This is a genomic window from Pseudomonas sp. R45(2017), from assembly GCF_002112305.1.
Classification (GTDB): domain Bacteria; phylum Pseudomonadota; class Gammaproteobacteria; order Pseudomonadales; family Pseudomonadaceae; genus Aquipseudomonas; species Aquipseudomonas paraglycinae.
Window position 1 is genome coordinate 60,209 of record NZ_NEHH01000005.1, and the last position, 25,128, is coordinate 85,336.

Consider the following 25,128-nt stretch of genomic DNA (forward strand, 5'->3'; position numbering starts at 1 on the left):
CCCAAAGCCGAGGCTCATCTGATGATTCGAAAAAGGAATTTTTATGGTTGATGTCACTCGCCGTTCGCTGATGGGAATCGCCGCAGCACTTCCCCTGCTCGCGCAGTCATCCTGGGGGCAGGCGCAACGTCAGGATGCACCGGCACCAGTACCCGGCGATGAGGTACTGATCAATTTCAACGAGAGCCCCTGGGGACCGGCGCTCGCCGCCCGACAGGCGATGCAGGAAGGTATTGCACTGTGCGGGCGTTATCCCTACAAGATCCAGTACCGACTCAACGCCCTGTTTGCCCGCCAACAAGGCATACCGGAGGAGTATGTTCAGACTTTCTGCGGCTCCAAACTGGCCTTGCAGCATGCGGTTCACGCCTTCACTCGACAGGGTAGCCTGGTCGTTGCGTCGCCCTCTTATGAAGACCCTGTCGAGGCGGCTCGCGGCAGACAGGTCGCGGTCCACGAGATAGCACTGAATCCTGATCATGCCCATGATCTTCCACACATGCTGGCGGCCGATCCGCAGGCGGGACTGATCTACGTCTGCAATCCGAATAATCCGACCGGTACTGTGACGCCACACGCAGATATCCTGCTCGCGCTGGCGAACAAGCCAAAAGGAACGATTCTGTTGGTGGACGAGGCCTATATCGACTTCTCGAATGCGCCGACCTGCATTCCGCTGGTCAAGGATCATCCCGAACTGATGGTGCTGCGAACTTTCTCGAAAATCTATGGCATGGCAGGCGCCCGTCTGGGTATCGCGATAGCCAACCCCGCCCTGCTGGAGCAACTGGAGGTGTTCGGCAATTACAACGTGCCGGCGGCCCCTTCGCTGTTGGGCGGCATAGCCAGTCTCGAGGACACGCAGTTGCTGCCACAGCGCAAGCACACCAACACGAGGCTGCGTGACGAGACAATCACCTGGCTGACCGCTCGCGGTTTTCGCTGCACGGTGTCGCAGGCCAACTGCTTCATGGTCGACGTGAAACGTTCTGCCAGGGAGGTGGTGCAGGCGTTGGCCGATCGCCGGGTCAAGGTGGGCCGGGTATGGAAAGAGTGGCCGACGTGGATTCGGGTCAGCGTTGGTACGGAAGACGACATGCGACGGTTTCGTGAGGCATTTGCCAGCGTCTGATATCAAGACAGTCCCTATGGAAAACCGCGCGAGTATCGCCCACAAGCTTACCGCCGGCCGAGCCTGTAACATGCGCAACCAAAGATCCGCCCATGGAGACGCCCCTTGTCCGACATCCGCCCACCCGTGCTTGATGAAATTGACCGACAGTTGATCGCGGCCCTGCAAATCAACGCCCGCGAGAGCGTGGCGATGCTGGCCCGGCAATTGGGGATCGCCCGCACGACCGTGACTTCGCGACTCGCGCGGCTGGAAAAGGCCAAGGTCATCACCGGCTATGGCGTGCGTCTGGGCCAGCGTGTGGTGGATGGCGGATTGCAGGCTTACGTCGGAATCAAGGTGCAGCCACGCTCCGGCAAAGAGGTGTTGCGCCGGTTGAGCGCGATGGCTCAGGTGCAGCAATTGTGCGCTGTTAGTGGTGAATTCGATTATGTGGCGTGGCTGCGGACCGATTCGCCGGAGCAGCTCGATCAGCTTCTGGATCAGATCGGCAGCGTAGACGGTGTGGAGAAGACCACGACGTCGATCATCCTCAGCAGCAAGATCGATCGCGGGCATCCAGTTTGACCATAGCTTTCGTCATATCGCAGTACTAACGCTCAAAACGACGACATTCTGCGTCTTATTAACGTGTTCTACGCTCCCTAGAATGGCTGGCATCTTTTCCTATACTCAGACGCGCATCCAGCGTCGGGTCGCCAGCAAGGTCAGCCATGAACAAGAACAATCGCCATCCTGCAGACGGTAAGAAACCGATCACCATTTTCGGTCCGGACTTTCCTTTCGCCTTCGACGACTGGATCGAACACCCGGCCGGCCTGGGTAGCATTCCCGAGCACAACCACGGTGCCGAAGTGGCAATCGTGGGTGCTGGCATCGCCGGTCTGGTGGCGGCTTATGAGCTGATGAAACTCGGCCTGAAACCCGTAGTGTACGAGGCCTCGAAGCTTGGCGGTCGCCTGCGCTCCCAAGCGTTCAACGGCACTGACGGCATCGTCGCCGAGCTCGGCGGTATGCGCTTCCCGGTGTCGTCCACCGCGTTCTATCACTACGTCGACAAGCTCGGCCTCGAAACCAAGCCCTTCCCCAACCCGCTGACGCCGGCCTCCGGCAGCACCGTGATCGACCTGGAAGGCAAAACCCATTACGCACAGAGCCTGAAGGATCTTCCTGCACTGTTCCAGGAAGTGGCTGACGCATGGGCCGACGCTCTGGAGGCCGGTTCGCAGTTCGCCGATATCCAGCAAGCGATTCGCGACCGTGACGTGCCACGCCTCAAGGAGCTGTGGAACACTCTGGTTCCGCTGTGGGACGACCGCACCTTCTACGACTTCGTTGCCACCTCGAAAGCCTTCGCCAAACTGTCGTTCCATCACCGCGAAGTGTTCGGCCAGGTCGGTTTCGGTACCGGTGGCTGGGACTCGGATTTCCCCAACTCGATGCTGGAAATCTTCCGCGTCGTGATGACCAACTGCGACGATCACCAACATCTGGTCGTCGGCGGTGTGGAACAAGTGCCACAAGGTATCTGGCGTCATGCGCCGGAGCGCTGCGTACACTGGCCGCAAGGCACCAGCCTGAAATCGTTGCACCACGGCGCACCGCGCTCCGGGGTGAAGAAAATCGCCCACGCACCTGACGGACGTTTCGCGGTCACCGACAACAACGGCGACACCCGCGAATACGCCGCCGTACTGACCACCTGCCAGAGCTGGCTGCTGACCACCCAGATCGAATGCGACGAAAGCCTGTTCTCGCAGAAGATGTGGATGGCGCTGGACCGCACTCGCTACATGCAATCGTCGAAGACCTTCGTGATGGTCGACCGCCCGTTCTGGAAGGACAAGGACCCGGAAACTGGCCGTGACCTGATGAGCATGACCCTCACAGATCGCCTGACCCGTGGCACCTACCTGTTCGACAACGGCGACGACAAGCCGGGCGTGATCTGCCTGTCGTACTCGTGGATGAGCGATGCGCTGAAGATGCTCCCGCACCCGGTGGAGAAACGCGTGAAACTGGCGCTGGATGCGCTGAAGAAGATCTACCCGAAAGTCGACATCGCCGCGCGGATCATCGGCGATCCGATCACCGTGTCGTGGGAAGCCGACCCGCACTTCCTCGGCGCGTTCAAGGGCGCCCTGCCCGGCCACTATCGCTACAACCAGCGCATGTACGCGCACTTCATGCAGGACGACATGCCGCCGGAGCAGCGCGGGATTTTCATCGCCGGCGACGACGTGTCGTGGACGCCGGCCTGGGTCGAAGGCGCGGTACAGACCTCGCTCAACGCGGTGTGGGGAATCATGAAGCACTTCGGCGGGTCCACACATAAAGAGAACCCCGGCCCGGGTGATGTGTTCAAAGACATCGGCCCGATCGCCCTGCCCGAGTAAGAGGAATCTTCGATGCGTGTAGCCCTTTACCAATGTCCACCGCTGCCACTGGAACCCGCCGCCAACCTTCAGCGCTTGCATCAACTGGCGATGGAGGCCAAAGGCGCCGACCTGCTGGTGGTGCCGGAGATGTTCCTGACCGGCTACAACATCGGCAAGGAGGCGGTTGCGACATTGGCCGAGGTCTATAACGGCGAGTGGGCGCAACAGGTCGGACGAATCGCCAAGGCTGCCGGCCTGGCGATTCTCTACGGTTATCCTGAGCGCACCGCCGAAGGACAGATCTACAACGCTGTGCAGTTGATCGATTCGAACGGCGAGCGCCTGTGCAATTACCGCAAGACGCATCTGTTCGGCGATCTGGACCGTTCGATGTTCAGCCCCGGCGATGGCGAGTTTCCCATCGTCGAGCTCAACGGCTGGAAGCTCGGTTTCCTGATCTGCTACGACCTGGAGTTCCCGGAAAACGCCCGGCGCCTGGCCCTTGAAGGCGCCGAGCTGATTCTGGTGCCGACGGCGAACATGATTCCTTTTGATTTCATTGCCGATGTTTCCGTGCGCTCCCGCGCCTTCGAAAACCAGTGCTACGTGGCTTACGCCAACTACTGCGGCCACGAAGGCGACATTCATTACTGCGGGCAAAGCAGCATTGCCGCGCCGGATGGCAGCCGCATCGCCCAGGCCGGACTGGACGAAGCCTTGATCGTCGGTGAGCTGGATCGTCAGTTGATGGTCGACTCGCGCAACGCCAACCGCTACTTCAACGACCGCCGCCCCGAACTTTACGACGCGCTCAACAAGCGCTAATCCGCTAGCATTGGCACTTCACTGTTCTGGAAGTGCCCATGCCTGCGTCGACTCACCCCCGCCCCCACACCGAAACCCTGGCCAACGGCTTGCGCGTGACCCTGCGCCACACGCCCGGTCTGAAGCGCAGCGCCGCCGCGTTGCGGGTGGCTGCCGGCAGTCATGACGTGCCGTTGGCGTGGCCGGGGCTGGCGCATTTTCTTGAGCATTTGCTGTTTCTCGGCACCGAGCGTTTTCCTGCACAGCAAGGGCTGATGGCCTACGTGCAAGGTCACGGCGGTCAGGTGAATGCCAGCACCCGCGAGCGCACCACCGATTTCTTCTTTGAGTTGCCGCCAACGTCCTTCAGAGGTGGACTGGAGCGTCTGTCGGACATGCTCGCTCATCCGCGTATGAATCCGGACGATCAGTTGCGGGAACGGGAAGTGCTGCAGGCGGAGTTTGTTGCGTGGTCGCAGGATGCTGCGGCTCAGCAGAAAGAGGCGCTGTTTGAGGGATTGTCGGCAGCACATCCTTTGCGCGGCTTTCATGCCGGAAACCGCGACAGTCTGCCGATAGAGCAAGCGGAGTTTCAGCAGGCGTTGAAAGACTTCCATCAGCAGTTTTACCGCACCGGGCAGATGACTCTGAGTCTGGTCGGGCCGCAAAGTGTTGAAGACCTGAGAACGCTGGCAGAACAGTTTGCCGCCGCGCTGACAGCTGGGGATAAAACTTCACAGGCAGCCCCCGTTCGCTTGATGGACACTCCACAGAAAAGTTATCAACAGGTCGGCGAGCGGCACGGCAATCTGCTGTTTGCGTTAGAGGATTTGCCGGAGTCGTCGGCCGAGGCACTGGCGTTTTTCTGTCACTGGTTGAACAGCGCCAAACCCGGTGGGCTGCTCGCTCACTTGCAGCAGCAGGGATTCGCGGAAGACTTACAGGCCTGTGTGCCTTATCAATTTGCTGGGCAGGCTTTTCTACATCTTCAGTTCACTGGGGCATCCGGGTCACTCGACGCCATCCGCGCACAGTTTCTCGACTGGTTGAGCTTCTTCGCAGCGCAGCAGGACTGGCCGGCACTACGCGAGGAATATTCGGCACAGCTTCAACGTCAGCAGCAGGTCAGCGGTGCGTTGCAACTGGCGCGACTCGACAGCGAACAACTCGAAAGCGGCCTCTCCGAATCGGCCGTTGCAGCGCTCAAAGTGATTCTCGGCAAAATCGGCACTGTGGATAACTTCAGCAGTCACTGGCATCTGCCCGCTGCCAATCCGTTCCTGCGCGTAGCCGAACCGCTGGCCAACGCCGGCCTGATCCGCGGCCAAACCAGCGCCCACCGTGGGCTGCGCACGTTCGCTCAGGATCGCTCGCGCAGCCGACGCGAACGTTCGCCGATGCAATTCAGCCAGGCGCTGTCGGATAACGGTGACGAAGGTGCGGTGTATGTTCGCTGGCAGACGGAAGCAGCGGCCACGGCCGAGCTGCAAGCGAAACTGCAACGCAGTCTGCGGGAGATTTCTGACGACGCGCGTCAGGCCGGGGTCGAGTTGTCCTTCAGCGCCGCAGCTGATCAGTGGCTGCTGAAACTCACTGGCCTGCAGGACACGCTGCCCGTTGTCCTGGAGCACGCACTGAAATCTCTGACACAAGTGGGCGCCGATTCCGCGAAAGGCGAGCCGCAACCTGCGCTGATACCGATCCGCCAGCTGCTCAAAGTACTGCCGGAAAAATGCCTGCCAGCGGTAGGCAAATCCGATGACGCCGCCCACCTGTGGACAACTTCCCGCTGGGACGGCCTGGCTTTGAGGCTAAACCAACAAACCCAATCAGCCATGGGCCTGGCCCTGAGTCGCATCCCCGGCATCCCGGACAATCAAATTCCCGCACCGTCGGCAATCAACGCCGGATACCGGTGGAGTCAGATCGACAGCGCGTCCAGCGAACACGCCTTGCTGCTGTTCTGCCCGACCGCCAGCCACGAAATCGCCGACGAAGCCGCGTGGCGCCTGCTCGCGCATCTGTGCCAGACACCGTTCTACCAACGCCTGCGCGTCGAACTGCAACTGGGTTATGCGGTGTTCAGCGGGCTGCGTCAGCTCCACGGCCAGACCGGATTGCTGTTCGGTGTGCAATCGCCCACTGCCACCGCCGCGCAATTGCTCGGTCACATTCAGCAGTTTCTCGATAACCTGCCAGCCCTTGTCGAACGACTCGATGACGCGAGCCTCGCCCGGCAACGCCAGACGCTTGTCGATCAGTTCGATGACAGCGTCCTGTCCGGCAAAGATGCGGCCGAACTCCTGTGGCAGGCCCGCCTCGCCGGCCACTCGTCGGATTATCTGGCCCATCTGCGCAGCGCCATCGCCCAACTGGATCGCCCGGCATTGCTGGCCGCCGCACAACGTCTGATCCGCGCCGAGGGCGGCTGGCACGGCCTCTCCAACGCCGCTTCGCCGGACGCGCCATGGCAAGCGGCAAAATGATCATTACCGGGGCTGCAAGGAGCTTTCTCAAAGATTCACGGGCAAAGCCCCTGAGATTTTGAGTAACATAGCCACCTAACTATTTGGAACATCCCCGCGCTGCCGTGGACTATACCTATGGATAGCGCTATCCCACCCACCTGAAAAAGGAGTCACCCGATGGCTTGGACCAAACCTGCTTACACCGACCTGCGCATCGGCTTCGAAGTCACCATGTACTTCGCCAGCCGCTGAGTCCTGCCTCAAGCAGAACACTGCAGTGCAACGCCTCGGCTCGCCGGGGCGTTTTATTTTCAGCGTTGAAATGATGGAGCGTTCATGTTCGTCCAGATTCTGGGTTCGGCCGCCGGTGGCGGTTTTCCGCAGTGGAACTGCAACTGCGTCAATTGCGCCGGTTTTCGCGACGGCAGCCTGAATGCCCAGGCCCGTACCCAATCGTCCATCGCGATTTCCGATGACGGCGTGAACTGGGTGCTGTGCAACGCCTCGCCGGACATCCGCGCGCAGCTTCAGAGCTTCGCCCCGATGCAGCCGGGCCGTGCCCTGCGTGACACCGGCATCAGCGCGATCATCCTGATGGACAGCCAGATCGACCACACCACCGGCCTGCTCAGCCTGCGCGAAGGCTGCCCGCATCAGGTCTGGTGCACGGACATGGTCCACGAAGACCTGAGCACCGGTTTCCCGCTGTTCACCATGCTCAAGCACTGGAACGGCGGGCTGGACTGGAACCGCATCGAACTTGACCAGAGCTTCACCGTCGCCGCCTGCCCGAACCTGCGCTTCACCCCGCTGCCGTTGCGCAGCGCGGCACCGCCCTACTCGCCGCACCGCTTCGACCCGCACCCAGGCGACAACATCGGCCTGATCGTCGAAGACCTCAGCACCGGCGGCAAGCTGTTCTATGCCCCAGGCCTGGGCAAGGTCGACGCGCCGCTGCTGGAAATCATGTCCGGCAGCGACTGCGTGCTGGTAGACGGGACGATGTGGGACGACGATGAAATGCAGCGCCGTGGCGTCGGCACCCGCACCGGCCGCGAGATGGGCCACCTGGCCCAGACCGGCCCCGGCGGCATGCTCGAAGTGCTGGAACAGCTTCCCGAGCAACGCAAGGTGCTTATCCACATCAACAACACCAACCCGATTCTCGACGAAGACTCGCCGGAACGCGCGGAACTGGTTCGGCGCAATGTTGAAGTGGCGTATGACGGCATGAGCATCGTCCTGTAACGAATGGCCCGGAGAACCGCAATGACCGACACCCCGCTGTCCCCCGCCGAATTCGAAGCGGCCCTGCGCGCCAAGGGCGCCTATTACCACATTCATCACCCGTATCACGTGGCGATGTATGAAGGCCGGGCCACCCGCGAGCAGATCCAGGGCTGGGTCGCCAACCGCTTCTACTATCAGGTGAACATCCCCCTGAAAGACGCGGCGATCCTCGCCAACTGCCCGGATCGCGAGATCCGCCGCGAATGGATTCAGCGCCTGCTCGACCACGACGGCGCGCCCGGCGAAGACGGCGGCATCGAAGCCTGGCTGCGTCTGGGCCAGGCCGTCGGTCTCGATCCGGATCAATTGCGTTCGCAGGAACTGGTGCTGCCCGGCGTGCGTTTCGCCGTCGATGCCTACGTCAACTTCGCCCGCCGCGCCAGTTGGCAGGAAGCTGCCAGCAGCTCGCTGACCGAGCTGTTCGCGCCGCAGATCCACCAGTCGCGTCTCGACAGCTGGCCGCAGCACTACCCGTGGATCGACCCGGCCGGCTACGAATATTTCCGCACCCGTCTCGGTCAGGCCCGGCGCGATGTCGAGCATGGTCTGGCCATCACGCTGGAGCACTACAAGACCCGCGAAGGCCAGGAGCGCATGCTGGAAATTCTCCAGTTCAAACTGGACATCCTTTGGAGCATGCTCGATGCCATGAGCATGGCCTACGAACTGAACCGCCCGCCGTATCACAGCGTCACTGATCAACGGGTCTGGCATAAAGGAATCGCCTTATGAGTTTCGACCGCAGCAAGACCCCGACCTGGCGTCCCGGCTACCGTTTCCAGTACGAACCGGCGCAGAAAGGCCACGTGCTGCTGTACCCGGAAGGCATGATCAAACTCAATGAAAGTGCCGCGCTGATCGGCGGCCTGATCGACGGTGAACGGGATGTCGCGGCGATCATCGCCGAACTCGACAGACAGTTCCCCGGCGTGCCCGAGCTCGGTGACGACATCGAGCAATTCATGGAGGTTGCCCGTGCGCAGCACTGGATCACCCTTGACTGATCTGCCGCCCAAGCCTGAGGTCGGCCTGCCGCTGTGGCTGCTCGCCGAGCTGACTTACCGCTGCCCGCTGCAATGCCCGTACTGCTCCAATCCGCTGGATTTCGCCGAGCAGGGCAAAGAGCTGAGTACCGAGCAATGGATCAAGGTGTTCCGCGAAGCGCGGGAGATGGGCGCGGCGCAACTGGGCTTCTCCGGCGGCGAACCGCTGGTGCGCCAGGACCTCGCCGAGTTGATCCGTGAAGCGCGTCAGTTGGGTTTCTACACCAACCTGATCACCTCCGGCATCGGCCTGACCGAACAGAAGATCAGCGACTTCAAAAAGGCCGGGCTCGATCACATCCAGATCAGTTTCCAGGCCAGCGACGAGCAAGTGAACAACCTGCTGGCCGGCTCGAAAAAAGCCTTCGCGCAGAAACTGGAAATGGCCCGCGCCGTGAAGGCCCACGGCTATCCGATGGTGCTGAACTTCGTCACCCATCGGCACAACATCGACAAGATCGACCGCATCATCGAGCTGTGCATCGCGCTGGAGGCCGACTTCGTCGAACTCGCCACGTGCCAGTTCTACGGTTGGGCGCAACTCAATCGAGTCGGCCTGCTGCCAACCAAAGAGCAACTGGTTCGCGCCGAACGCATCACCAACGAATACCGCGCCAAGCTGGAAGCCGAAGGGCATCCGTGCAAGCTGATTTTCGTAACCCCGGACTATTACGAAGAGCGCCCGAAAGCCTGCATGAATGGCTGGGGCAGTCTGTTTCTGACGGTCACACCAGACGGCACCGCCCTGCCCTGTCATGGCGCCCGACAGCTGCCGGTACAATTTCCCAATGTGCGCGACCACAGCATGCAGCACATCTGGTACGACTCGTTCGGCTTCAACCGCTTCCGCGGCTACGACTGGGTGCCCGAGCCATGCCGCTCCTGTGACGAAAAGGAACAGGACTTCGGCGGCTGCCGCTGCCAGGCCTTCATGCTCACCGGCGACGCGAGCAATGCCGACCCGGTGTGCAGCAAGTCCGAACATCACGGTGTGATCCTCAAGGCCCGCGAAGAAGCTGAGCACGCCACCCAGACCATTGAACAACTGGCCTTTCGCAATGAACGAAACTCGCGCCTCATCGCCAAGGGCTGAGCCTTTCAGCGCCACCGCCGCGGTTGCTGCCGGCGTGGATTTTGCCGAGCTGCAACTTGGCACCCATGGTTTGTTCTGGAATGAATATCGCCCGACAGACGCCGCGTGCCGGATCTGGCACTGGCGCGATGGTGTGGCGAAATGTCTGACGCCTACGGGTTTCAGCGTGCGCAGCCGGGTGTACGAATATGGCGGTGGGGCGTTTTGCCTGACGCCTGACGGGGTGGTTTTCGTCAACGAGGCGGACCAGCAGTTGTACCGACAGACGTTGGACGGCGAGCCCGCGGCATTGACCTCCGGAGATTGCCGATATGGTGATCTGCACTTTGCCAACGGGCAGGTGCTGGCCGTTGAAGAGAACGGTGATCGGCATCGGCTGGTGGCTATCGATCTGGCGAATGGCGACCGCCATAGGCTGATTGAAGGCGCGGATTTTTATGCATCGCCGATCATCAGCCCGGACGGCCAGCGCTTGGCATGGATCGAGTGGAGCCGTCCGCATCAGCCGTGGACATCCACCCGACTGATGCTCGCCGAGCGCTCGGATAGCAGGTTTTCCGTCCCACGCTGTGTGGCGGGTGAAACCCTTGAAGAGTCGATCCAGCAACCGCGTTTTGATGCCAATGGCCGACTGGGCTGTCTGACCGACCGTGGCGGATATTGGCAACCGTGGGTCGAGTCGGCAAATGGTTTGCAACCGTTAGCTAGCGCCGAAGCCGATCACGCGCCAGCCCCATGGCAACTTGGCGGCTGCACCTGGTTGCCCACCGACGAAGCATTCCTGGCAAGTTGGAGCGAAGGCGGTTTCGGTCGTCTGGCGCTCAATGGTGAAGACTTCACCGGCGACTACAGCCGCTTCCGCCATCTGGCTGTCGATGATCAATTCATTTACTGCATTGCCGCTTCACCGATCAGCCCTTCAGCAGTGATCACCATCGATCGCGAATCTCGTGAAGTGAATGTCCTGGCCGGCGGTGTTGCACCGCTGCCCGCCGAGCGCATCAGCCGCCCGCAAACCCTGCGCTACCCAAGCGGTGCGGGTGAAGCACACGGCTTCTTTTACCCGGCCACGAATGGCGATGTGAAACCGCCGTTGGTGGTGTTCATCCACGGCGGCCCCACCTCCGCCTGCTACCCGATGCTTGACCCGCGCATCCAGTACTGGACGCAACGCGGCTTCGCCGTCGCCGATCTCAACTACCGAGGCAGCAGCGGTTATGGCCGGGAGTATCGACAGGCTCTGCACCTGAGCTGGGGCGCAGTGGATGTCGAAGATGCCTGCGCAGTGGTGGCCTATCTGGCCGAACGCGGCATGATCGACGGCGAGTGTGCGTTTATCCGTGGCGGCAGCGCCGGTGGTTACACGACGTTGTGTGCCCTGGCGTTCCATCACGTGTTCCGTGCAGGCGCCAGCCTTTATGGTGTCAGTGACCCGGTCGCCCTGGCCCGCGCGACACACAAGTTCGAAGGCGATTATCTGGACTGGCTGATCGGCGATCCGGAGCAAGATGCCGAACGCTACGCCGCCCGCACGCCGTTGCTGCACGCAGGCAACATTCGCGTACCGGTGATTTTCTTTCAGGGCGAACTGGACGCCGTGGTCGTGCCGCAACAGACCCGCGACATGGTCACGGCTCTGGAGCAAAACGGCATTGAGGTCGAAGCGCATTACTACGCCGATGAACGTCACGGCTTCCGCCGGGCCGCCAACCAGGCCCATGCGCTGGAGCAGGAATGGCGGTTTTACCGGCGGGTGATGGGTTTGACGGACTGACCCTCAGCGCTTGGCGATGATGTACACCGCGTGCACGATCCCCGGGATATAACCGCACAACGTCAGCAGAATGTTCAGCCAGAACGCGCCGCCGAACCCGACTTGCAGAAACACACCCAGTGGCGGCAACAGAATGGCGATGATGATGCGGATAAAGTCCATGGGGCAGCTCCTGATTGGGGGTTGGCTCACCTGAGCCATACAAGCTAATCGACCTGTGCCGTTTGTCAGGGTTCAGTGCAAACCGCAATCTCGCCATCTGATCGCCATTACACGGCCACAAAAAAAACGCCCCACGCCAAAAGAATCAGGCGTGGAGCGTGCGTTATACCGCGAGACGGTTCTTGAATTCGGGTGGGAAACTTCAGACGGCAATCCCTTTGCGGCATTGCAGCTGCGCGGTGCGTACCCGGGAGAAGGCGCGGGCCAGACGCAGGAGCATTTCGTCGATGTTGGCCTTGCTGACGTTGAGCGCCGGGGTGAAGCGCAGGCAGTTGGCCTGTGGGGCGTTGAGCAGCAAGCCTTCATGCAGCGCGGCTTTGACGACGGCCTCGGCGGAGTCTTCCGACAGGGTCAGTCCCCAGAACAGTCCTTGCCCGCGCAACTCGCCGTGTTCATAACGATGGGCCAGACGGGCGAGCCCTTCGCGCAGATGCTGGCCGTTGTCCCGGATTTGTTCGAGGAATGCGCGGTCTTGCACGCTGTCGAGCACCACCAGCCCTGCGGCGGTCATCAGCGCGTTGCCGTGATGAGTGCCGCCCAACTCGCCAGAGTCGAAACAGCAGGCCTTGCCTCGCGCCAGCAGCGCCGCCAGTGGCACGCCACCACCGAGGCCCTTGCCGAGCACGACGATATCGGCGCGCACGCCGTAGGATTGTTCGGCGAGCAAGGTGCCGCAACGGCCGATGCCGGTCTGAACCTCATCGAGAATCAGCAGAATCCCCAACTCACGGCACAAGCGCTCGACACCCTTGAGGTAATGCTCGGTCGCTGGAATCACCCCGGCATCGCTCTGGATCGGTTCGAGCATGATTGCCACCGTCTGTGCATCGACTGCCGCATGCAGCGCTGGCAGGTCGTTGAACGGCACCAGATCGAAACCCGGCAGCAACGGTGCGAAGCGGTTGTGCAGGTTGCAACTGTCCGATGCCGAAATCGTCGCCAGACTACGCCCGTGACAGCCTTGTCTGGCGACAATGATCCGCGAGGCGCCGCCGCGATGCAGCTGGCCCCATTTACGCGCCAGTTTGATCGCCGCTTCACAAGCTTCACTGCCACTGTTGAGCAGGTAGGCCTGATCGCTGGCAGTACTGGCGCACAAGCGCTCGGCGAGGCTGAGCATGCCGCGGTTGTGCAGATTGAAGCCGGGATTGATCAGAGCCTGGGCTTGATTGGCGATGGCCTTGACCAGCGCCGAAGGGCTGTGGCCGAGGCTGTTGGCGCCACCGGCCTGGGAAAAGTCCAGGTAGGCGCGATCATTGCTGTCCCATAGCCAGGAGCCCTGGCCGCGAACGAATACCTGTTGTGGGCGCTCGACGCTGGGCATGAGACGTTCGGCATTCAGGCCATCAGAAACGTCCGATTCCTGGGTTTCAAAAGCCAGGTCATCGAGGCTCGGCGTCTGGCGCCGCAAACTGAACAGATTCATTGAAAAAAACCTCGATCGAGGTTTTTTGAACTGCCTATGCAAACACTTTCAAAACAAACGCTGGTCATTGCGCTTTCCGGCCCTGTAAGCCTTGTGAATGCGGTTAGACTAGGCCTGTTCCTGCCTTCGAGCCATTTCGATTTCCCAGCATTTTCGATAAGTATTACTTATGGATTTCAAACAACTGCGTTATTTCGTCGCGGTCTACGAAGAAGGTCATGTCGGACGCGCCGCCGAGCGCCTGTCGATCTCTCAACCCGCGCTGTCCCAGCAGATTCGCCAGCTGGAGCAGAACCTCGACGTTACCCTGTTCGAGCGCAGCAGCAAACGCCTGTTGCCGACCCTCGCCGCCCACACCTTGTACAACCACGCCTTGCCACTGCTCGACGGCCTGCAGCGGGCGCGTGAGGCGCTGGGCAACTTCAAGGGTCAGGCACTGCGCACATTGGCGATCGGCGTGCTGCAAACCGTGCACACCAGCCTGGTGCCGCAAATGCTGGAGAGAGTGCGCAAGGCCCAGCCGCATCTGGTGGTGCAGATTTATGAACTGACGGGGCTTGAGATCGAGCGGCGACTGCTCAACGGCTCACTGGACATCGGCATCAGCTATCTGCCGCCACGCCAACCGGGTCTGCACGGCGTGATGTTGTACGAAGATGAACTGACGCTGGTCATCCCGGCGGATCATCCGCTGCGGGAATTCAAGAAAGTCTCGATGAGTCAGGCCGCTGAATTGCCGATGTTGTTGCTGGGTGAGGAATTTCAGATCCGCCAGATCTGGCAGGCGCAACTGGCCAGCCTCGGACGACGCCCGCAAGTGCAGGCCGAATTGAACAATATGGTGGGAATTCTCGACAGCCTTCCGCATACCCGTCTGGCGACGGTGCTGCCCGGTCGTTCGCAAAAAGAGTACGACGATCAGGACCTGCTGTGGAAACCATTGAGTGAGCCGCGCGTGCCGTTGAAGGTCGGGCTGGTGTGTCGCGATGTGCAGCGCCAGCAGGCGCCATTGGCCTTGCTGCGAACGTTGCTGGAAGAGGTGATGCAGCGTGAGGACAAACCGCTGAAAGGGGCACCGCCGCTGGACGCGTTGAGCTGAAAACTTTTCTGCGGGCATAAGAAAACCCCGCCGAAGCGGGGCTTTGCAGACTGTTTCCCTGACATCCATTTCACTCCGCCACCCTGGCAGAATCCTACGTGTCCGTGTTGTTGCTTTGCGCTTCCTGCGCGACGTCCATGGAAAGTAGATTAGCTCTGGATCCAATCTACGCCTATGGGAGAACAGCAGCACGTCATGTAAGAGATCGCTTACATGACGTTACATCATCAGAACTGCGCAGCGTCCAGCAGGAACAGCGACTCGCTGCCGGCCTTGACCGACGCGCTCAGCGAGTGAATCCGCGGCAGCAGACGGGCGAAATAGAACCGAGCCGTGCCGAGTTTGCTCGCATAGAAATCGTCCTGCGCCTCTTTGCCCAGCGATGCCTTGGCCATCAGTGCCCACATGTAGGCGTAAGCGGTGTAGCCGAACACTTGCAGGTACTCGACCGACGCCGCGCCGATTTCGTTCGGGTTGGTTTTCGCCCGGTCCAGCAACCACGAGGTCAGCTCGTCGAGGGTGTCGACGGCGTCATTCAGCGGCTTGGTGAACTCGCCCAGATCGGCACTGGCGGTGGCGGTGAAATGGCGGATCTCGTCGGCGAACAGCTTGTAGAACGCGCCGCCGCTGCCGACGATCTTGCGACCCACCAGGTCCAACGCCTGAATGCCGTTGGTGCCTTCGTAGATCTGGGTGATGCGCACATCACGCACCAGTTGTTCCTGACCCCACTCGCGGATGTAGCCGTGGCCGCCGAAGATCTGCTGGCCGTGGACGGTGGTTTCCAGACCCAGATCGGTCAGGAACGCCTTGGCCACTGGCGTCAGCAACGCCACCAGATCTTCCGCACGTTTGCGGGTGGCGGCGTCTTCACTGAACTTGGCGGTATCGAGTTGCATCGCCACGTAAGTGGAGAACGCACGGCCGCCTTCGTTCGAGGCTTTCATGGTCAGCAACATGCGACGCACGTCCGGGTGAACGATGATCGGGTCGGCGACCTTGTCCTTGTTCTGCGCGCCAGTCGGCGAGCGGCTCTGCAGGCGGTCGCGGGCGTATTCGATGGCGTTCTGGTAGGAACGCTCGCCGGTGGCCAGGCCCTGAATGCCGACGCCCAGACGCTCGTAGTTCATCATGGTGAACATCGCGGCCAGGCCCTTGTTCGGCTCGCCGACCAGGTAACCCACCGCTTCGTCGAAGTTCATCACACAGGTGGCCGAGGCCTGGATGCCCATCTTGTGTTCGATCGAACCGCAGTTCGCCGGGTTGCGCGCGCCCAGGCTGCCATCGGCATTGACCATGAACTTCGGCACCAGAAACAGCGAAATGCCCTTCGGCCCAGCCGGTGCGTCCGGCAGTTTGGCCAGCACCAGGTGGATGATGTTTTCAGTCAGGTCGTGCTCACCGCCAGTGATGAAGATCTTGGTGCCGCTGACCTTGTAGGAGCCGTCGGCCTGAGGTTCGGCCTTGGTACGGATGATGCCCAGGTCGGTGCCGGCATGCGGCTCGGTCAGGCACATGGAGCCGGCCCAGACACCGGCGTACATGTTCGGCAGGTAAGCGGCTTTGAGCTCTTCGCTGGCGTGGGCATTGATCGACAGGCACGCGCCGGCGGTCAGCATCGGATACAGACCGAAGGACAGGCTGGCGGAGTTGACCATTTCTTCAACTTGAGCGGAAACAGCTTTTGGCATACCCATGCCGCCGTAAGCCGGATCACCACCAACACCGACCCAGCCGCCTTCGGCATAAGTCTGATAGGCCTGTGGGAAACCGGCCGGCGTGGTGACGGCACCGTCGGCCCAGTGGCAGCCTTCTTCGTCGGCGGCACGGCTCAGGGGCGCGATGCTTTTGCTGGTGACCTTGCCGGCCTCTTCGAGAATGGCTTCAACGGTTTCCGCGTCCACGGTCTCGGCCAGGGCCGGCAGTTCGGCCCAGAGTTTGGCGACTTCGAACACTTCATTGAGGACGAAGCGCATATCGCGCAGCGGCGCTTTGTAGTCAGCCATGGCAAACCTCGCAAAGATCTAAACAGGTGATTCGTGGAAGGGTGTTTTCGTTGAGTTGGAGTGTAACCCAACAACTTTTGCGACACATAGGGTCAGTCGGTGACTGTTTTGTTATTTTTAGTCACTGACAATCAACCATAAAGAAGCCCGCAATCTGCGGGCTCTTTTGTTTAACAGTGGCGTGTTACAGGGAGAACAACTGGGCCGGCAGTTTCATCAGGCAATCGCTGCCCGCCTCGATCGCCGAACGATGCGCCGCGGTGCGCGGCAACAGACGCTTGAAGTAAAACTCGCACGTCGCCAGTTTGCCCTGGCAGAAATCGCCGTCCCCCTCGCCCGACTCCAGCTGCGCCTGGGCAACCAGCGCCATGCGCAGCCACAGGTAGCCGAGAACGATGTAACCGCTGTACATCAGGTAATCCGACGACGCGGCGCCGACTTCATCCGGGTTCTTCATCGCGGCCATACCGACCTTCATGGTTAGGTCGCCCCACTGCTGATTGAGGCCATCGAGCTGCGCGACAAACTCGCCAAGTTGCGGATGCCCGGCGTTGGCCGCGCAGAATTTGTGGACGATCTTGGTGAAGTTGCGCAGCAGCTTGCCCTGACTGCCCAGCACTTTGCGCCCGAGCAGATCCAGCGCCTGAATGCCGTTGGTTCCCTCATAGATCGGCGCGATCCGGCAATCGCGAACCAGTTGTTCCATGCCCCACTCGCGGATAAATCCGTGGCCACCGAACACCTGCATGCCGTGGTTGGTCACTTCCAGCCCGGTGTCGGTCATGAACGCCTTGCAGATCGGGGTCAGGAACGCCAACAGGTCTTCGGCCTCCTGACGCGCCTGGGCGTCCGCGCTCAGGTGCGCGACATCGAGCATCTGCGCGGTGAAATAGGTCAGCGCGCGGTTGCCTTCGTTGAAGGCTTTCATGGTCAGCAGCATGCGCCGCACGTCCGGGTGGACGATGATCGGGTCAGCCGGTTTGTCCGGAGCTTTGGCACCAGTCAGGGCACGCATCTGCAGACGGTCGTTGGCGTATTTGATTGCGCCCTGGAAACTCGCCTCGCCCAGACACAGGCCCTGCATCCCGGTGCCGAGGCGCGCGTGGTTCATCATGGTGAACATGCAGTTCAGGCCCTTGTTCGGCTCGCCGATCAGGAAGCCTTTGGCGTCGTCGAAGTTCAACACACAGGTGGCCGAAGCCTTGATGCCCATCTTGTGTTCGATCGAACCGCAGGAAACGCCGTTGCGCTCGCCCGCCTCACCGGATGTGTCCGGGAGAAATTTCGGCACGATGAACAGCGAAATCCCCTTGGTCCCGGCCGGGGCGTCCGGCAGTTTGGCCAACACCAGATGAATGATGTTGTCACTCATGTCGTGCTCGCCGGCGGAGATGAAAATCTTGCTGCCGGTCACTGCATAACTGCCGTCGGCCTGAGGCACGGCGCGGGTCTTGATGATGCCCAGATCGGTGCCGCAATGGGCTTCGGTCAGGCACATGGTGCCGGTCCACTGGCCCGCCGTGAGTTTGCGCAGATAGGTGTTTTTCTGTTCTTCGGTGCCGTGGGCGTGGATCGCCGACATGGCGCCGTGGGTCAGGCCCGGGTACATGCCCCACGAGGTGTTGCTGGAGGCGACCATTTCGCTGATCACCAGCCCCAGCGAACTCGGCAGGCCCTGGCCACCGTAAGCCGGATCTGCCGCCAGACCGTGCCAGCCACCTTCCACGTATTGTGCGAAGGCCTGCTTGAAGCCTGTAGGCGTTGTCACCACGCCATTATCGAAATGGCAGCCCTCTTCGTCGCCGCTGCGATTGAGCGGTGCCAGAACGTTCTCACAGAACTTCGCGCCCTCGTCGAGGATCGCGTTGATCATGTCCGGGCTGGCGTCGTGGGCGCCGAGGGCCGCGTACTGAGTGTGGAAGTCAAAGACGTGGTCGATCAGAAAGCGCATGTCGCGCAGGGGAGCTTTGTACTCGGGCATGGTGGCTTCTCCTTCAGCAGATTGCTTCAACCTACTGCCGGCCACCCTGCCCCACAATCACTGTCCAGACGCTGAATGCGCCGTCATCACTCAACCTGCGGCGTTGTCCATGCGCACCGCGCCACGGCGGTTCTGACCGAACGCCATCACGCAGTTACGGCCTGCGCCCTTGGCGCTGTAGAGGGCCTGGTCGGCGGATTTCAGCACCTCTTCCGGGGTGCGCTGTTCCAGGCGTTCGGCCACGCCGATGCTGACGGTGACCGACACGCTGGACGCGCCCGACCCCGAGCGACGCTGACGGCCCTGCTGATCATCCTGCGGGCGGCTTTCCTGATTTCGCAGCTGAATGTTGTAGGACGCAATCGACTCACGGATGACTTCCAGGTGCGGCATGCACTCTTCGAGGGTCTTGCCCGCAAACACCAGGGCGAATTCCTCGCCACCGTAGCGATACGCCCTACCGCCGCCGCTGATTTTGGACAGCTTGCTGGCGACCAGACGCAACACCTGATCCCCCACGTCGTGGCCGTGGGTGTCGTTGAATTTCTTGAAATGATCGACGTCACTCATCGCCAGCACATAGTTGCGACCCAGACGCTGCATGCGCTCGTTGAGTGCGCGGCGGCCCGGCAAACCGGTAAGTTCGTCGCGGAAGGCCATTTGATACGCCTCGTGCGCTACCGCTGCAGCAATCATCAGCATGACCTGGCTGCACATGATGTTCAGGGTGAACGGCAGGATGAAGGTTTTCGGCAGCATCCAGAACACCCCGAGCAACCCCACCAGTTGCGCCGCGTGCAGCGGCCGCGGGTTGCGCCAGTATTGCCAGGCCAGCAGCAGGAACGCCGAGATGAACACCGGATACGACAACTGGATCAGGCTCATCCACGCGCCGTGCAGCGCCGGCCAGCGGATCTCGGAAAGCCACATGAGCAACGCCTGCGGGTAACTTTGCTCAAGCCCCAGCGCCACGCTGCCAAAGGCCAGCAACACGGCGAAGCGTGCGACCATGTCCTGAAACAGATGCGTGCGTTCCTGCCATGCGGCGAACAGACCGAACAGCAACGGCAGCAACAGACAGACCAAGTGGAACACCACGGCCGCATCTTCGCGCACCTTGCCGTTGTCACGGTAATAGTCGGTCTGGGTGTCGAGCAGGAAGTAGGCGATGTACACCGTGACCATCAGAAACAGCTCGCGCTGGCGTCGGTAAACCGCACAGTACGAACCGCCCAACAGCAGCACCAAGGTCGGCAACACGTTAAACAGCGAGGTGAAGAACACGTTGAGGTCTTTAACGTACGCAGCCGCCAACCCCGCGAGCAACAACAGCAGTGAAGGTAGGAAATGACTGAAACGTACAGCGGAAGAACGCGGCAAGGGTAAAAGCTCCGACCCGTCATGGCAAAGAGATGGCATTGTGCCTGCAATGTGGCCAGTTAAGCACACACAATGTGATCCAGATCACAGGCTGTCTCTTTAACGGCCGAAATCGGCGGTTGCTGAGGGACCTAGTCAGGTTTTTTACGCAATGGCCGCAAGACGGCCACCATGGCCATCATTCTTGATGGCCATGGTATGTTTTTATGCTCAGAGATCGTTGTAGAACGGCTGTAATGGCCCCTCTGCCGCCGGCCGGCCTTCAGCACCGTAAGGCTTGAGATTGAGCGATGCGTCCATCGCCTGACGGGTCGTGACTTTCGGACTGGCCGGGCGCTGGGTCACGGCATTCTCGTCGCCGATATGGCCCTGCGGGATCACCAGCGATGGATGATCGAACGGTGCGCGTTCCCAGGCCACGCGCGGATCGGTCAGGCCGACTTCCATGAATTTCACCACGGCATCGATTTCGGCAGGCGTCAGGTTCAGCGCCGTCATGTCCGGATCGAGGTTGGAAGTGTTGTGCTGGTTCACCGCCGGATGCTCGAAACCGCTGGTGTTGTTGGCGTCTTCGCCGCGCCGGTCACCGCCACGGTTGTAGAACTCCATCACCTGTTTAAGCGTCGAGCGGCTGCCGTTGTGGAAATACGGGCCGGTCAGGGCGATGTTGCGCAGGGTCGGCGTCTTGAACGCGCCATCGACCGAGTCGCGGAAACCGACATTCGGTTTGAGCGTGGCATCGCACGGAATCGCCGCACTCAACGGTGCCTCAAACGTGCAGACATCGACGTCCAGCGGATCCACCGACCGGCCGCCCTGCAACACACTGTTGTACTGCCGGGTGAACGACCATGGATTGCCCCAGGCATCCGCGCCGCCGAGGGCCAGGTCTTCCGAGGTCGGGCGCACACCGGTGTTGTAGAAGCCGTTGTCGTAAAGAGTGGTCAGGTTGTCGGCCATCACCATCCGTTCGATGCGTTCGCGCGGATGCATCAGCAGGCGGCTGGCGGCGTTGGTCAGCTCCGGCCCGCCGTGGCAATTGACGCATTTGCCCTTGCCGAGAAACAGGTTCATGCCCTCGACCTGTTGCGCGTTCATCGCGGTGTGATCGCCCTGCAGGTAGGCATCGATCGGCGCCTGATCGGACACCAGCGTGGCCTCATACATCTGGATCGCCAGGCCGAAGAACAGCGGGAAGTTGGCCTCCATCTGGGTGTACGGCGCACCGCCCACCAGAACGTTTTGCGTGGCGTTCCACAGCCTAGGCTGGAAGGCGTTCTTGATCAGCTCGCGATAGGTCGGCCGCCGCGCGCCGGATACCGGAGCCAGCACCGAGTCGGTAGACGAAATTCGTTGCTGCTTGAGCATCAACGTGTCGAGCATCCTGCGACCGATGTCGGCAAAGGTACGGCCACCGCAGGACATTTCCACCGGGCTGCCGGGCGGGCCGACGGCTTGCGAGGCGGCAGAGGCGTCGTTGAGCGCCAGCCGCACTTTGGTCGCAACCGTGCTGCGTTCGCTGGTCACGTAGATCCCGGCATCCGGATCGCGATTGCCGAACGGCGAGAAACCGTTGAAGACGTTATTGGCCCGACCGTCCCAGAAGTTGCGCACGTTGAACGCGGCATTGATTACCGACGGCGCGTTGCGCCCGGTGCTGCGACGCACGTTGATGCCACCGACCTGGAAAATACCGTCCGGCTGCTGAGTACATTTGTCGAAACGCGCCTGATTGGGTTTGACGAAGTTGGCGTCGAACACGCCTTGCGAGCCGACCACATCGTCCGTCGAGTACACGATGGGCGAGTTGCGCTCCAGCGGATTGCTCAGCACGTGGGTCGGGAAGTCAGTTTTCTTCAGCGTGTAGTTCGGGCCGCCCTTGCCTCCGGACAACGTCGCGTAGGACGCCACATCACCGGGAATGTCCGAGGCTACAAACGGCTTGTTGAAGATCGACGCGACATTGGCGTTGGTATGGGCCTGGCCGGGGTTGAGCTGGTTGGTGATGCGGTGGTCGACGCCGGCGTGGTAGTGGCAGGAAGCGCATGCCGTGGAGCCGTCGCTGCCGATCTCCATGTCCCAGAACAACGCCTTGCCCAGCAAAATCGCAGCCTGGCGATTGAGCACGTAGTCGGTCATCAAGTCGACCTTTCGACCTCCTTCTGTCCCGGACGGATCGGGGGGCACCATCCCGCGCAACGATTGCAGCGAGGGAACCTCCGGCACGGGAGGATCGACTTCGGCGGGGTCGGCGGCCCATGCGCTTTGGACTGATAGCGCAACAGGTAACCAGAAGGTCAAACGAGCGAGTCGACTGATGTTCATAGGCTTCACCCTGACTGTTGTTGTTAAGTGCCGGGCGTCTTGCTTCTTTGAGCAGGCAGTTCTGGTTAGCACCGGTAAATCGGGCAGTGCAATTAATTGGCCACTCTTCTGGAAACATTTTGAATCAATAACCGCAAGGGGTCGGCTGAGCAGCGCCCTCATCAATGCTGGGGAATCAGCCCCGGGATTGGGGAAATCCGGGCACAAAAAAAACCGCTGCCCCCGAAGAGCAGCGGTTTTTTTGAAAGACTGCGTTAAGGCTTAGTAGCCCAGTGCGAAGTCTTCTTCTTTCATGTCCATCAGGTTGTTGGCGCCCGACAGCATGGTGGCCACGTGCGTACGGGTACGCGGCAGGATGCGCTGGAAGTAGAAGCGCGCGGTTTGCAGCTTGGCGGTGTAGAACGCCTCGTCGGTGGTGCCGGCAGCCAGTTTTTCGGCAGCCAGACGCGCCATGTCAGCCCAGAAGTAGGCCAGGCAGGCGTAACCGGAGTACATCAGGTAGTCCACGGAGGCCGCGCCGACTTCTTCGCGATCTTTCATGGCGGCCATACCGACCTTCATGGTCAGTTCGCCCCACTCTTTGTTCAGTGCAGCCAACGGTGCGACGAATTCTTTGACGGCTTCGTTGCCTTCGTTGTTCTGGCAGAACTTGTGGACGATCTTGGTGAAGCCTTTCAGAGCCTCGCCTTGAGTCATCAGCACTTTACGGCCCAGCAGGTCGAGTGCCTGGATACCGGTGGTGCCTTCGTACAGCATCGAGATGCGGCTGTCGCGAACGTTCTGCTCCATGCCCCACTCGGCGATGAAGCCGTGGCCGCCGTAGATCTGTACGCCGTGGTTGGCGGATTCGAAACCGACTTCGGTCATGAACGCTTTGGCGATCGGAGTCATGAAGGCCAGCAGTGCGTCGGCTTTCTTCTTCTCTTCTTCGTCCACGCCGTATTTGACGATGTCGACCTGCTTGGCGGTGAAGTACACCATCGCACGGTTGCCTTCGGCGAATGCTTTCATGGTCAACAGCATGCGGCGTACGTCTGGGTGAACGATGATCGGGTCAGCGGCCTTGTCCGGCGCTTTCGGGCCAGTCAGGGAACGCATTTGCAGGCGATCGCGAGCGTACTTCAGGCCGCCCTGGAAGCCGATTTCGGCGTGGGCCAGACCTTGCAGCGCGGTACCCAGACGTGCGGTGTTCATGAAGGTGAACATGCAGTTCAGGCCTTTGTTCGCCGGGCCGATCAGGAAACCGGTCGCGCCGTCGAAGTTCATCACGCAGGTCGCGTTGCCGTGGATGCCCATCTTGTGTTCGATCGAACCGCAGGTCACGGCGTTGCGTGCACCAACAGTACCGTCAGCGTTTGGCATGAACTTCGGAACGATGAACAGGGAAATGCCTTTGGTGCCGGCCGGTGCGTCCGGCAGGCGGGCCAGCACGATGTGGACGATGTTGTCGGCCATGTCGTGTTCACCGGCCGAGATGAAGATCTTGGTGCCGGAAACTTTGTAGGAACCGTCGGCCTGAGGTTCGGCCTTGGTGCGCAGCATGCCCAGGTCGGTGCCGCAGTGCGGCTCGGTCAGGCACATGGTGCCGGTCCACTCACCGGAGACCAGTTTGGTCAGATAGGCTTCTTGCTGTTCTGGGGTGCCGTGCTCGGAGATGGTGTTCATCGCGCCGTGCGACAGGCCTGGGTACATGCCCCAGGACCAGTTGGCTTCGCCGACCATCTCGCTGACTGCCAGACCCAGCGACTCAGGCAGGCCTTGACCGCCGTGCTCGACGTCATGGGCCAGGCTTGGCCAGCCGCCTTCCACGAATTGCTTGTAGGCCTCTTTGAAGCCGGTCGGGGTTTTCACGCCGGACTCGCTCCAGGTGCAGCCTTCGGTGTCACCCACGCGGTTCAGCGGTGCCAGCACCTGCTCACAAAACTTGGCGCCCTCTTCGAGAATGGCGTCAACCATGTCCGGCGTTGCGTCTGCGCACGCTGGAAGGCTCTGATAGTGCGCTTCGTAGCCGAGCAGTTCGTCACGAACGAAGCGAATATCACGCAAGGGGGCCTTGTAGTCAGGCATAGCGATAACCTCTGCTGATGTAACCGGGAATGAACGACCGCGTTGATTTGTTGTGACGGTCAAACAGTTGTTTGAAACATACGTTTACGCCGAAATCTTGTCAAGCGTCGTTCTTTTGCCATTCGTCATCACATTTTCCGAACGCCGGACACAGCAACACGACATGCGCCCGACCGAGCCATGTGCACTGAAAAAAGATTAGTTGAGGGAGAAGGACTTACAACGAAAAACGCCGCGAACAGTCGCGGCGTCTGGCAAAGCGCAGATCAAAAAATCAGGCGAAGGTATCGATGATCGTACCGAGCATTTCATCGGAAGCCTTGGCGACTTTCACGCCCAGTTCCGCCTGAAACTTGCCTTGAGCCATCTCGACCATGTTGCTTGCCAGATCCGATTGCTGGGCGCGATCCACGGAACGCAGACGATCGACCTGTACTTCCGAAGATTGGCTGGTGACCGAACGCTCGATGGTGCTGCTGGCAATCTGGCTGGCGGCCTGATCGACGCGGTTCTGCCCGGTCTGAATGGTACTCAGACCTGCATAAAAAGCTGTGTTTCCGGAGATTTCCATGGGAGCTCTCATCCTTGGGAAGGATCAATGGGTGCCATTGAACCAGAGGCGTCAGAAAAACACCCGTCA

20 protein-coding genes are annotated in these 25,128 nt (G+C 60.8%); 12 read left to right on the plus strand and 8 right to left on the minus strand.

Features of this window, described 5'->3' with window-relative positions; translation table 11 throughout:
* Positions 1-43 precede the first annotated feature (43 nt).
* From CAF74_RS12825 to CAF74_RS12875, 11 genes are all read left to right on the plus strand, one after another.
* Entirely contained in the window at positions 44-1,132 is a 1,089-nt protein-coding gene (locus CAF74_RS12825; protein ID WP_085746598.1) for a pyridoxal phosphate-dependent aminotransferase, read from the plus strand.
* Positions 1,133-1,237: 105 nt separating this feature from the next.
* The gene (locus CAF74_RS12830) at positions 1,238-1,699 is read left to right on the plus strand and encodes an Lrp/AsnC family transcriptional regulator (protein WP_064599860.1); all 462 of its coding nucleotides are present in this window, start codon (positions 1,238-1,240) and stop codon (positions 1,697-1,699) included.
* Between the two features lie 146 nt (positions 1,700-1,845).
* Positions 1,846-3,528: an NAD(P)/FAD-dependent oxidoreductase gene (locus CAF74_RS12835; protein WP_085746599.1), complete on the plus strand. Its 1,683-nt coding sequence runs from the start codon at positions 1,846-1,848 to the stop codon at positions 3,526-3,528.
* A gap of 12 nt (positions 3,529-3,540) precedes the next feature.
* Entirely contained in the window at positions 3,541-4,335 is a 795-nt protein-coding gene (locus tag CAF74_RS12840; RefSeq protein WP_085746600.1) for a carbon-nitrogen hydrolase family protein, read from the plus strand.
* Between the two features lie 38 nt (positions 4,336-4,373).
* Positions 4,374-6,800, plus strand: a complete 2,427-nt coding sequence (gene pqqF, locus CAF74_RS12845; protein WP_085746601.1) for a pyrroloquinoline quinone biosynthesis protein PqqF — start codon at positions 4,374-4,376, stop codon at positions 6,798-6,800.
* Between the two features lie 159 nt (positions 6,801-6,959).
* Entirely contained in the window at positions 6,960-7,034 is a 75-nt protein-coding gene (pqqA, locus tag CAF74_RS12850) for a pyrroloquinoline quinone precursor peptide PqqA (protein WP_003444522.1), read from the plus strand.
* Between the two features lie 84 nt (positions 7,035-7,118).
* On the plus strand, positions 7,119-8,030 hold the full coding sequence (gene pqqB / locus CAF74_RS12855; protein ID WP_085746602.1) for a pyrroloquinoline quinone biosynthesis protein PqqB: 912 nt from the start codon (positions 7,119-7,121) through the stop codon (positions 8,028-8,030).
* A 21-nt stretch (positions 8,031-8,051) separates the two neighbouring features.
* Positions 8,052-8,804, plus strand: a complete 753-nt coding sequence (gene pqqC, locus CAF74_RS12860) for a pyrroloquinoline-quinone synthase PqqC (protein WP_011336228.1) — start codon at positions 8,052-8,054, stop codon at positions 8,802-8,804.
* The gene (pqqD, locus tag CAF74_RS12865) at positions 8,801-9,076 is read left to right on the plus strand and encodes a pyrroloquinoline quinone biosynthesis peptide chaperone PqqD (RefSeq protein WP_064380313.1); all 276 of its coding nucleotides are present in this window, start codon (positions 8,801-8,803) and stop codon (positions 9,074-9,076) included. The genes pqqC and pqqD overlap by 4 nt, the downstream gene beginning before the upstream one ends.
* Entirely contained in the window at positions 9,069-10,208 is a 1,140-nt protein-coding gene (gene pqqE / locus CAF74_RS12870) for a pyrroloquinoline quinone biosynthesis protein PqqE (RefSeq protein ID WP_371857336.1), read from the plus strand. Before pqqD ends, pqqE begins: the two co-directional genes overlap by 8 nt.
* Positions 10,174-11,982, plus strand: coding sequence for a S9 family peptidase (locus CAF74_RS12875; RefSeq protein ID WP_085746604.1), 1,809 nt, complete (start codon positions 10,174-10,176; stop codon positions 11,980-11,982). The genes pqqE and CAF74_RS12875 overlap by 35 nt, the downstream gene beginning before the upstream one ends.
* A gap of 3 nt (positions 11,983-11,985) precedes the next feature.
* Here the strand turns inward: CAF74_RS12875 and CAF74_RS12880 are convergent, their stop codons facing one another.
* Together CAF74_RS12880 and CAF74_RS12885 are read right to left on the minus strand one after the other, a co-directional pair.
* The gene (locus CAF74_RS12880; protein ID WP_003228885.1) at positions 11,986-12,144 is read right to left on the minus strand and encodes a YqaE/Pmp3 family membrane protein; all 159 of its coding nucleotides are present in this window, start codon (positions 12,142-12,144) and stop codon (positions 11,986-11,988) included.
* 202 nt (positions 12,145-12,346) lie between these two features.
* Positions 12,347-13,630, minus strand: a complete 1,284-nt coding sequence (locus CAF74_RS12885; protein WP_085746605.1) for an aspartate aminotransferase family protein — start codon at positions 13,628-13,630, stop codon at positions 12,347-12,349.
* A 169-nt stretch (positions 13,631-13,799) separates the two neighbouring features.
* Between CAF74_RS12885 and CAF74_RS12890 the strand changes: the two genes are divergently transcribed.
* Positions 13,800-14,729, plus strand: a complete 930-nt coding sequence (locus CAF74_RS12890; RefSeq protein ID WP_085746606.1) for a LysR family transcriptional regulator — start codon at positions 13,800-13,802, stop codon at positions 14,727-14,729.
* Positions 14,730-14,956: 227 nt separating this feature from the next.
* Here CAF74_RS12890 and CAF74_RS12895 read toward each other — a convergent pair whose 3' ends face one another.
* The 6 genes from CAF74_RS12895 to CAF74_RS12920 all read right to left on the minus strand — a co-directional run bounded on the left by CAF74_RS12895 (position 14,957) and on the right by CAF74_RS12920 (position 25,059).
* A complete protein-coding gene (locus CAF74_RS12895; RefSeq protein WP_011336234.1) occupies positions 14,957-16,735 on the minus strand; it encodes an acyl-CoA dehydrogenase C-terminal domain-containing protein in 1,779 nt (592 codons plus the stop codon).
* A gap of 184 nt (positions 16,736-16,919) precedes the next feature.
* On the minus strand, positions 16,920-18,716 hold the full coding sequence (locus CAF74_RS12900; protein WP_085746607.1) for an acyl-CoA dehydrogenase C-terminal domain-containing protein: 1,797 nt from the start codon (positions 18,714-18,716) through the stop codon (positions 16,920-16,922).
* Between the two features lie 90 nt (positions 18,717-18,806).
* Positions 18,807-20,096, minus strand: a complete 1,290-nt coding sequence (locus tag CAF74_RS12905; RefSeq protein ID WP_007959861.1) for a GGDEF domain-containing protein — start codon at positions 20,094-20,096, stop codon at positions 18,807-18,809.
* A gap of 210 nt (positions 20,097-20,306) precedes the next feature.
* On the minus strand, positions 20,307-22,421 hold the full coding sequence (locus CAF74_RS12910) for a cytochrome-c peroxidase (protein WP_085746608.1): 2,115 nt from the start codon (positions 22,419-22,421) through the stop codon (positions 20,307-20,309).
* Positions 22,422-22,682: 261 nt separating this feature from the next.
* Positions 22,683-24,488, minus strand: a complete 1,806-nt coding sequence (locus CAF74_RS12915; protein ID WP_085746609.1) for a phenylacyl-CoA dehydrogenase — start codon at positions 24,486-24,488, stop codon at positions 22,683-22,685.
* 274 nt (positions 24,489-24,762) lie between these two features.
* Positions 24,763-25,059 carry a hypothetical protein gene (locus CAF74_RS12920; protein WP_007959856.1) on the minus strand — a complete coding sequence of 99 codons (297 nt, stop codon included), beginning with the start codon at positions 25,057-25,059 and terminating at the stop codon, positions 24,763-24,765.
* Positions 25,060-25,128 lie beyond the last annotated feature (69 nt).

Coding starts and splice junctions, on each gene's coding strand:
- CAF74_RS12825 (WP_085746598.1), top strand. CDS start 44: ATGGTTGATGTCACTCGCCGTTCGCTGATGGGAATCGCCGCAGCACTT.
- CAF74_RS12835 (WP_085746599.1), top strand. CDS start 1,846: ATGAACAAGAACAATCGCCATCCTGCAGACGGTAAGAAACCGATCACC.
- CAF74_RS12840 (WP_085746600.1), top strand. CDS start 3,541: ATGCGTGTAGCCCTTTACCAATGTCCACCGCTGCCACTGGAACCCGCC.
- pqqF (WP_085746601.1), top strand. CDS start 4,374: ATGCCTGCGTCGACTCACCCCCGCCCCCACACCGAAACCCTGGCCAAC.
- pqqB (WP_085746602.1), top strand. CDS start 7,119: ATGTTCGTCCAGATTCTGGGTTCGGCCGCCGGTGGCGGTTTTCCGCAG.
- pqqC (WP_011336228.1), top strand. CDS start 8,052: ATGACCGACACCCCGCTGTCCCCCGCCGAATTCGAAGCGGCCCTGCGC.
- pqqD (WP_064380313.1), top strand. CDS start 8,801: ATGAGTTTCGACCGCAGCAAGACCCCGACCTGGCGTCCCGGCTACCGT.
- CAF74_RS12875 (WP_085746604.1), top strand. CDS start 10,174: ATGAACGAAACTCGCGCCTCATCGCCAAGGGCTGAGCCTTTCAGCGCC.
- CAF74_RS12880 (WP_003228885.1), bottom strand. CDS start 12,144: ATGGACTTTATCCGCATCATCATCGCCATTCTGTTGCCGCCACTGGGT.
- CAF74_RS12885 (WP_085746605.1), bottom strand. CDS start 13,630: ATGAATCTGTTCAGTTTGCGGCGCCAGACGCCGAGCCTCGATGACCTG.
- CAF74_RS12890 (WP_085746606.1), top strand. CDS start 13,800: ATGGATTTCAAACAACTGCGTTATTTCGTCGCGGTCTACGAAGAAGGT.
- CAF74_RS12895 (WP_011336234.1), bottom strand. CDS start 16,735: ATGGCTGACTACAAAGCGCCGCTGCGCGATATGCGCTTCGTCCTCAAT.
- CAF74_RS12900 (WP_085746607.1), bottom strand. CDS start 18,716: ATGCCCGAGTACAAAGCTCCCCTGCGCGACATGCGCTTTCTGATCGAC.
- CAF74_RS12910 (WP_085746608.1), bottom strand. CDS start 22,421: ATGAACATCAGTCGACTCGCTCGTTTGACCTTCTGGTTACCTGTTGCG.
- CAF74_RS12915 (WP_085746609.1), bottom strand. CDS start 24,488: ATGCCTGACTACAAGGCCCCCTTGCGTGATATTCGCTTCGTTCGTGAC.
- CAF74_RS12920 (WP_007959856.1), bottom strand. CDS start 25,059: ATGGAAATCTCCGGAAACACAGCTTTTTATGCAGGTCTGAGTACCATT.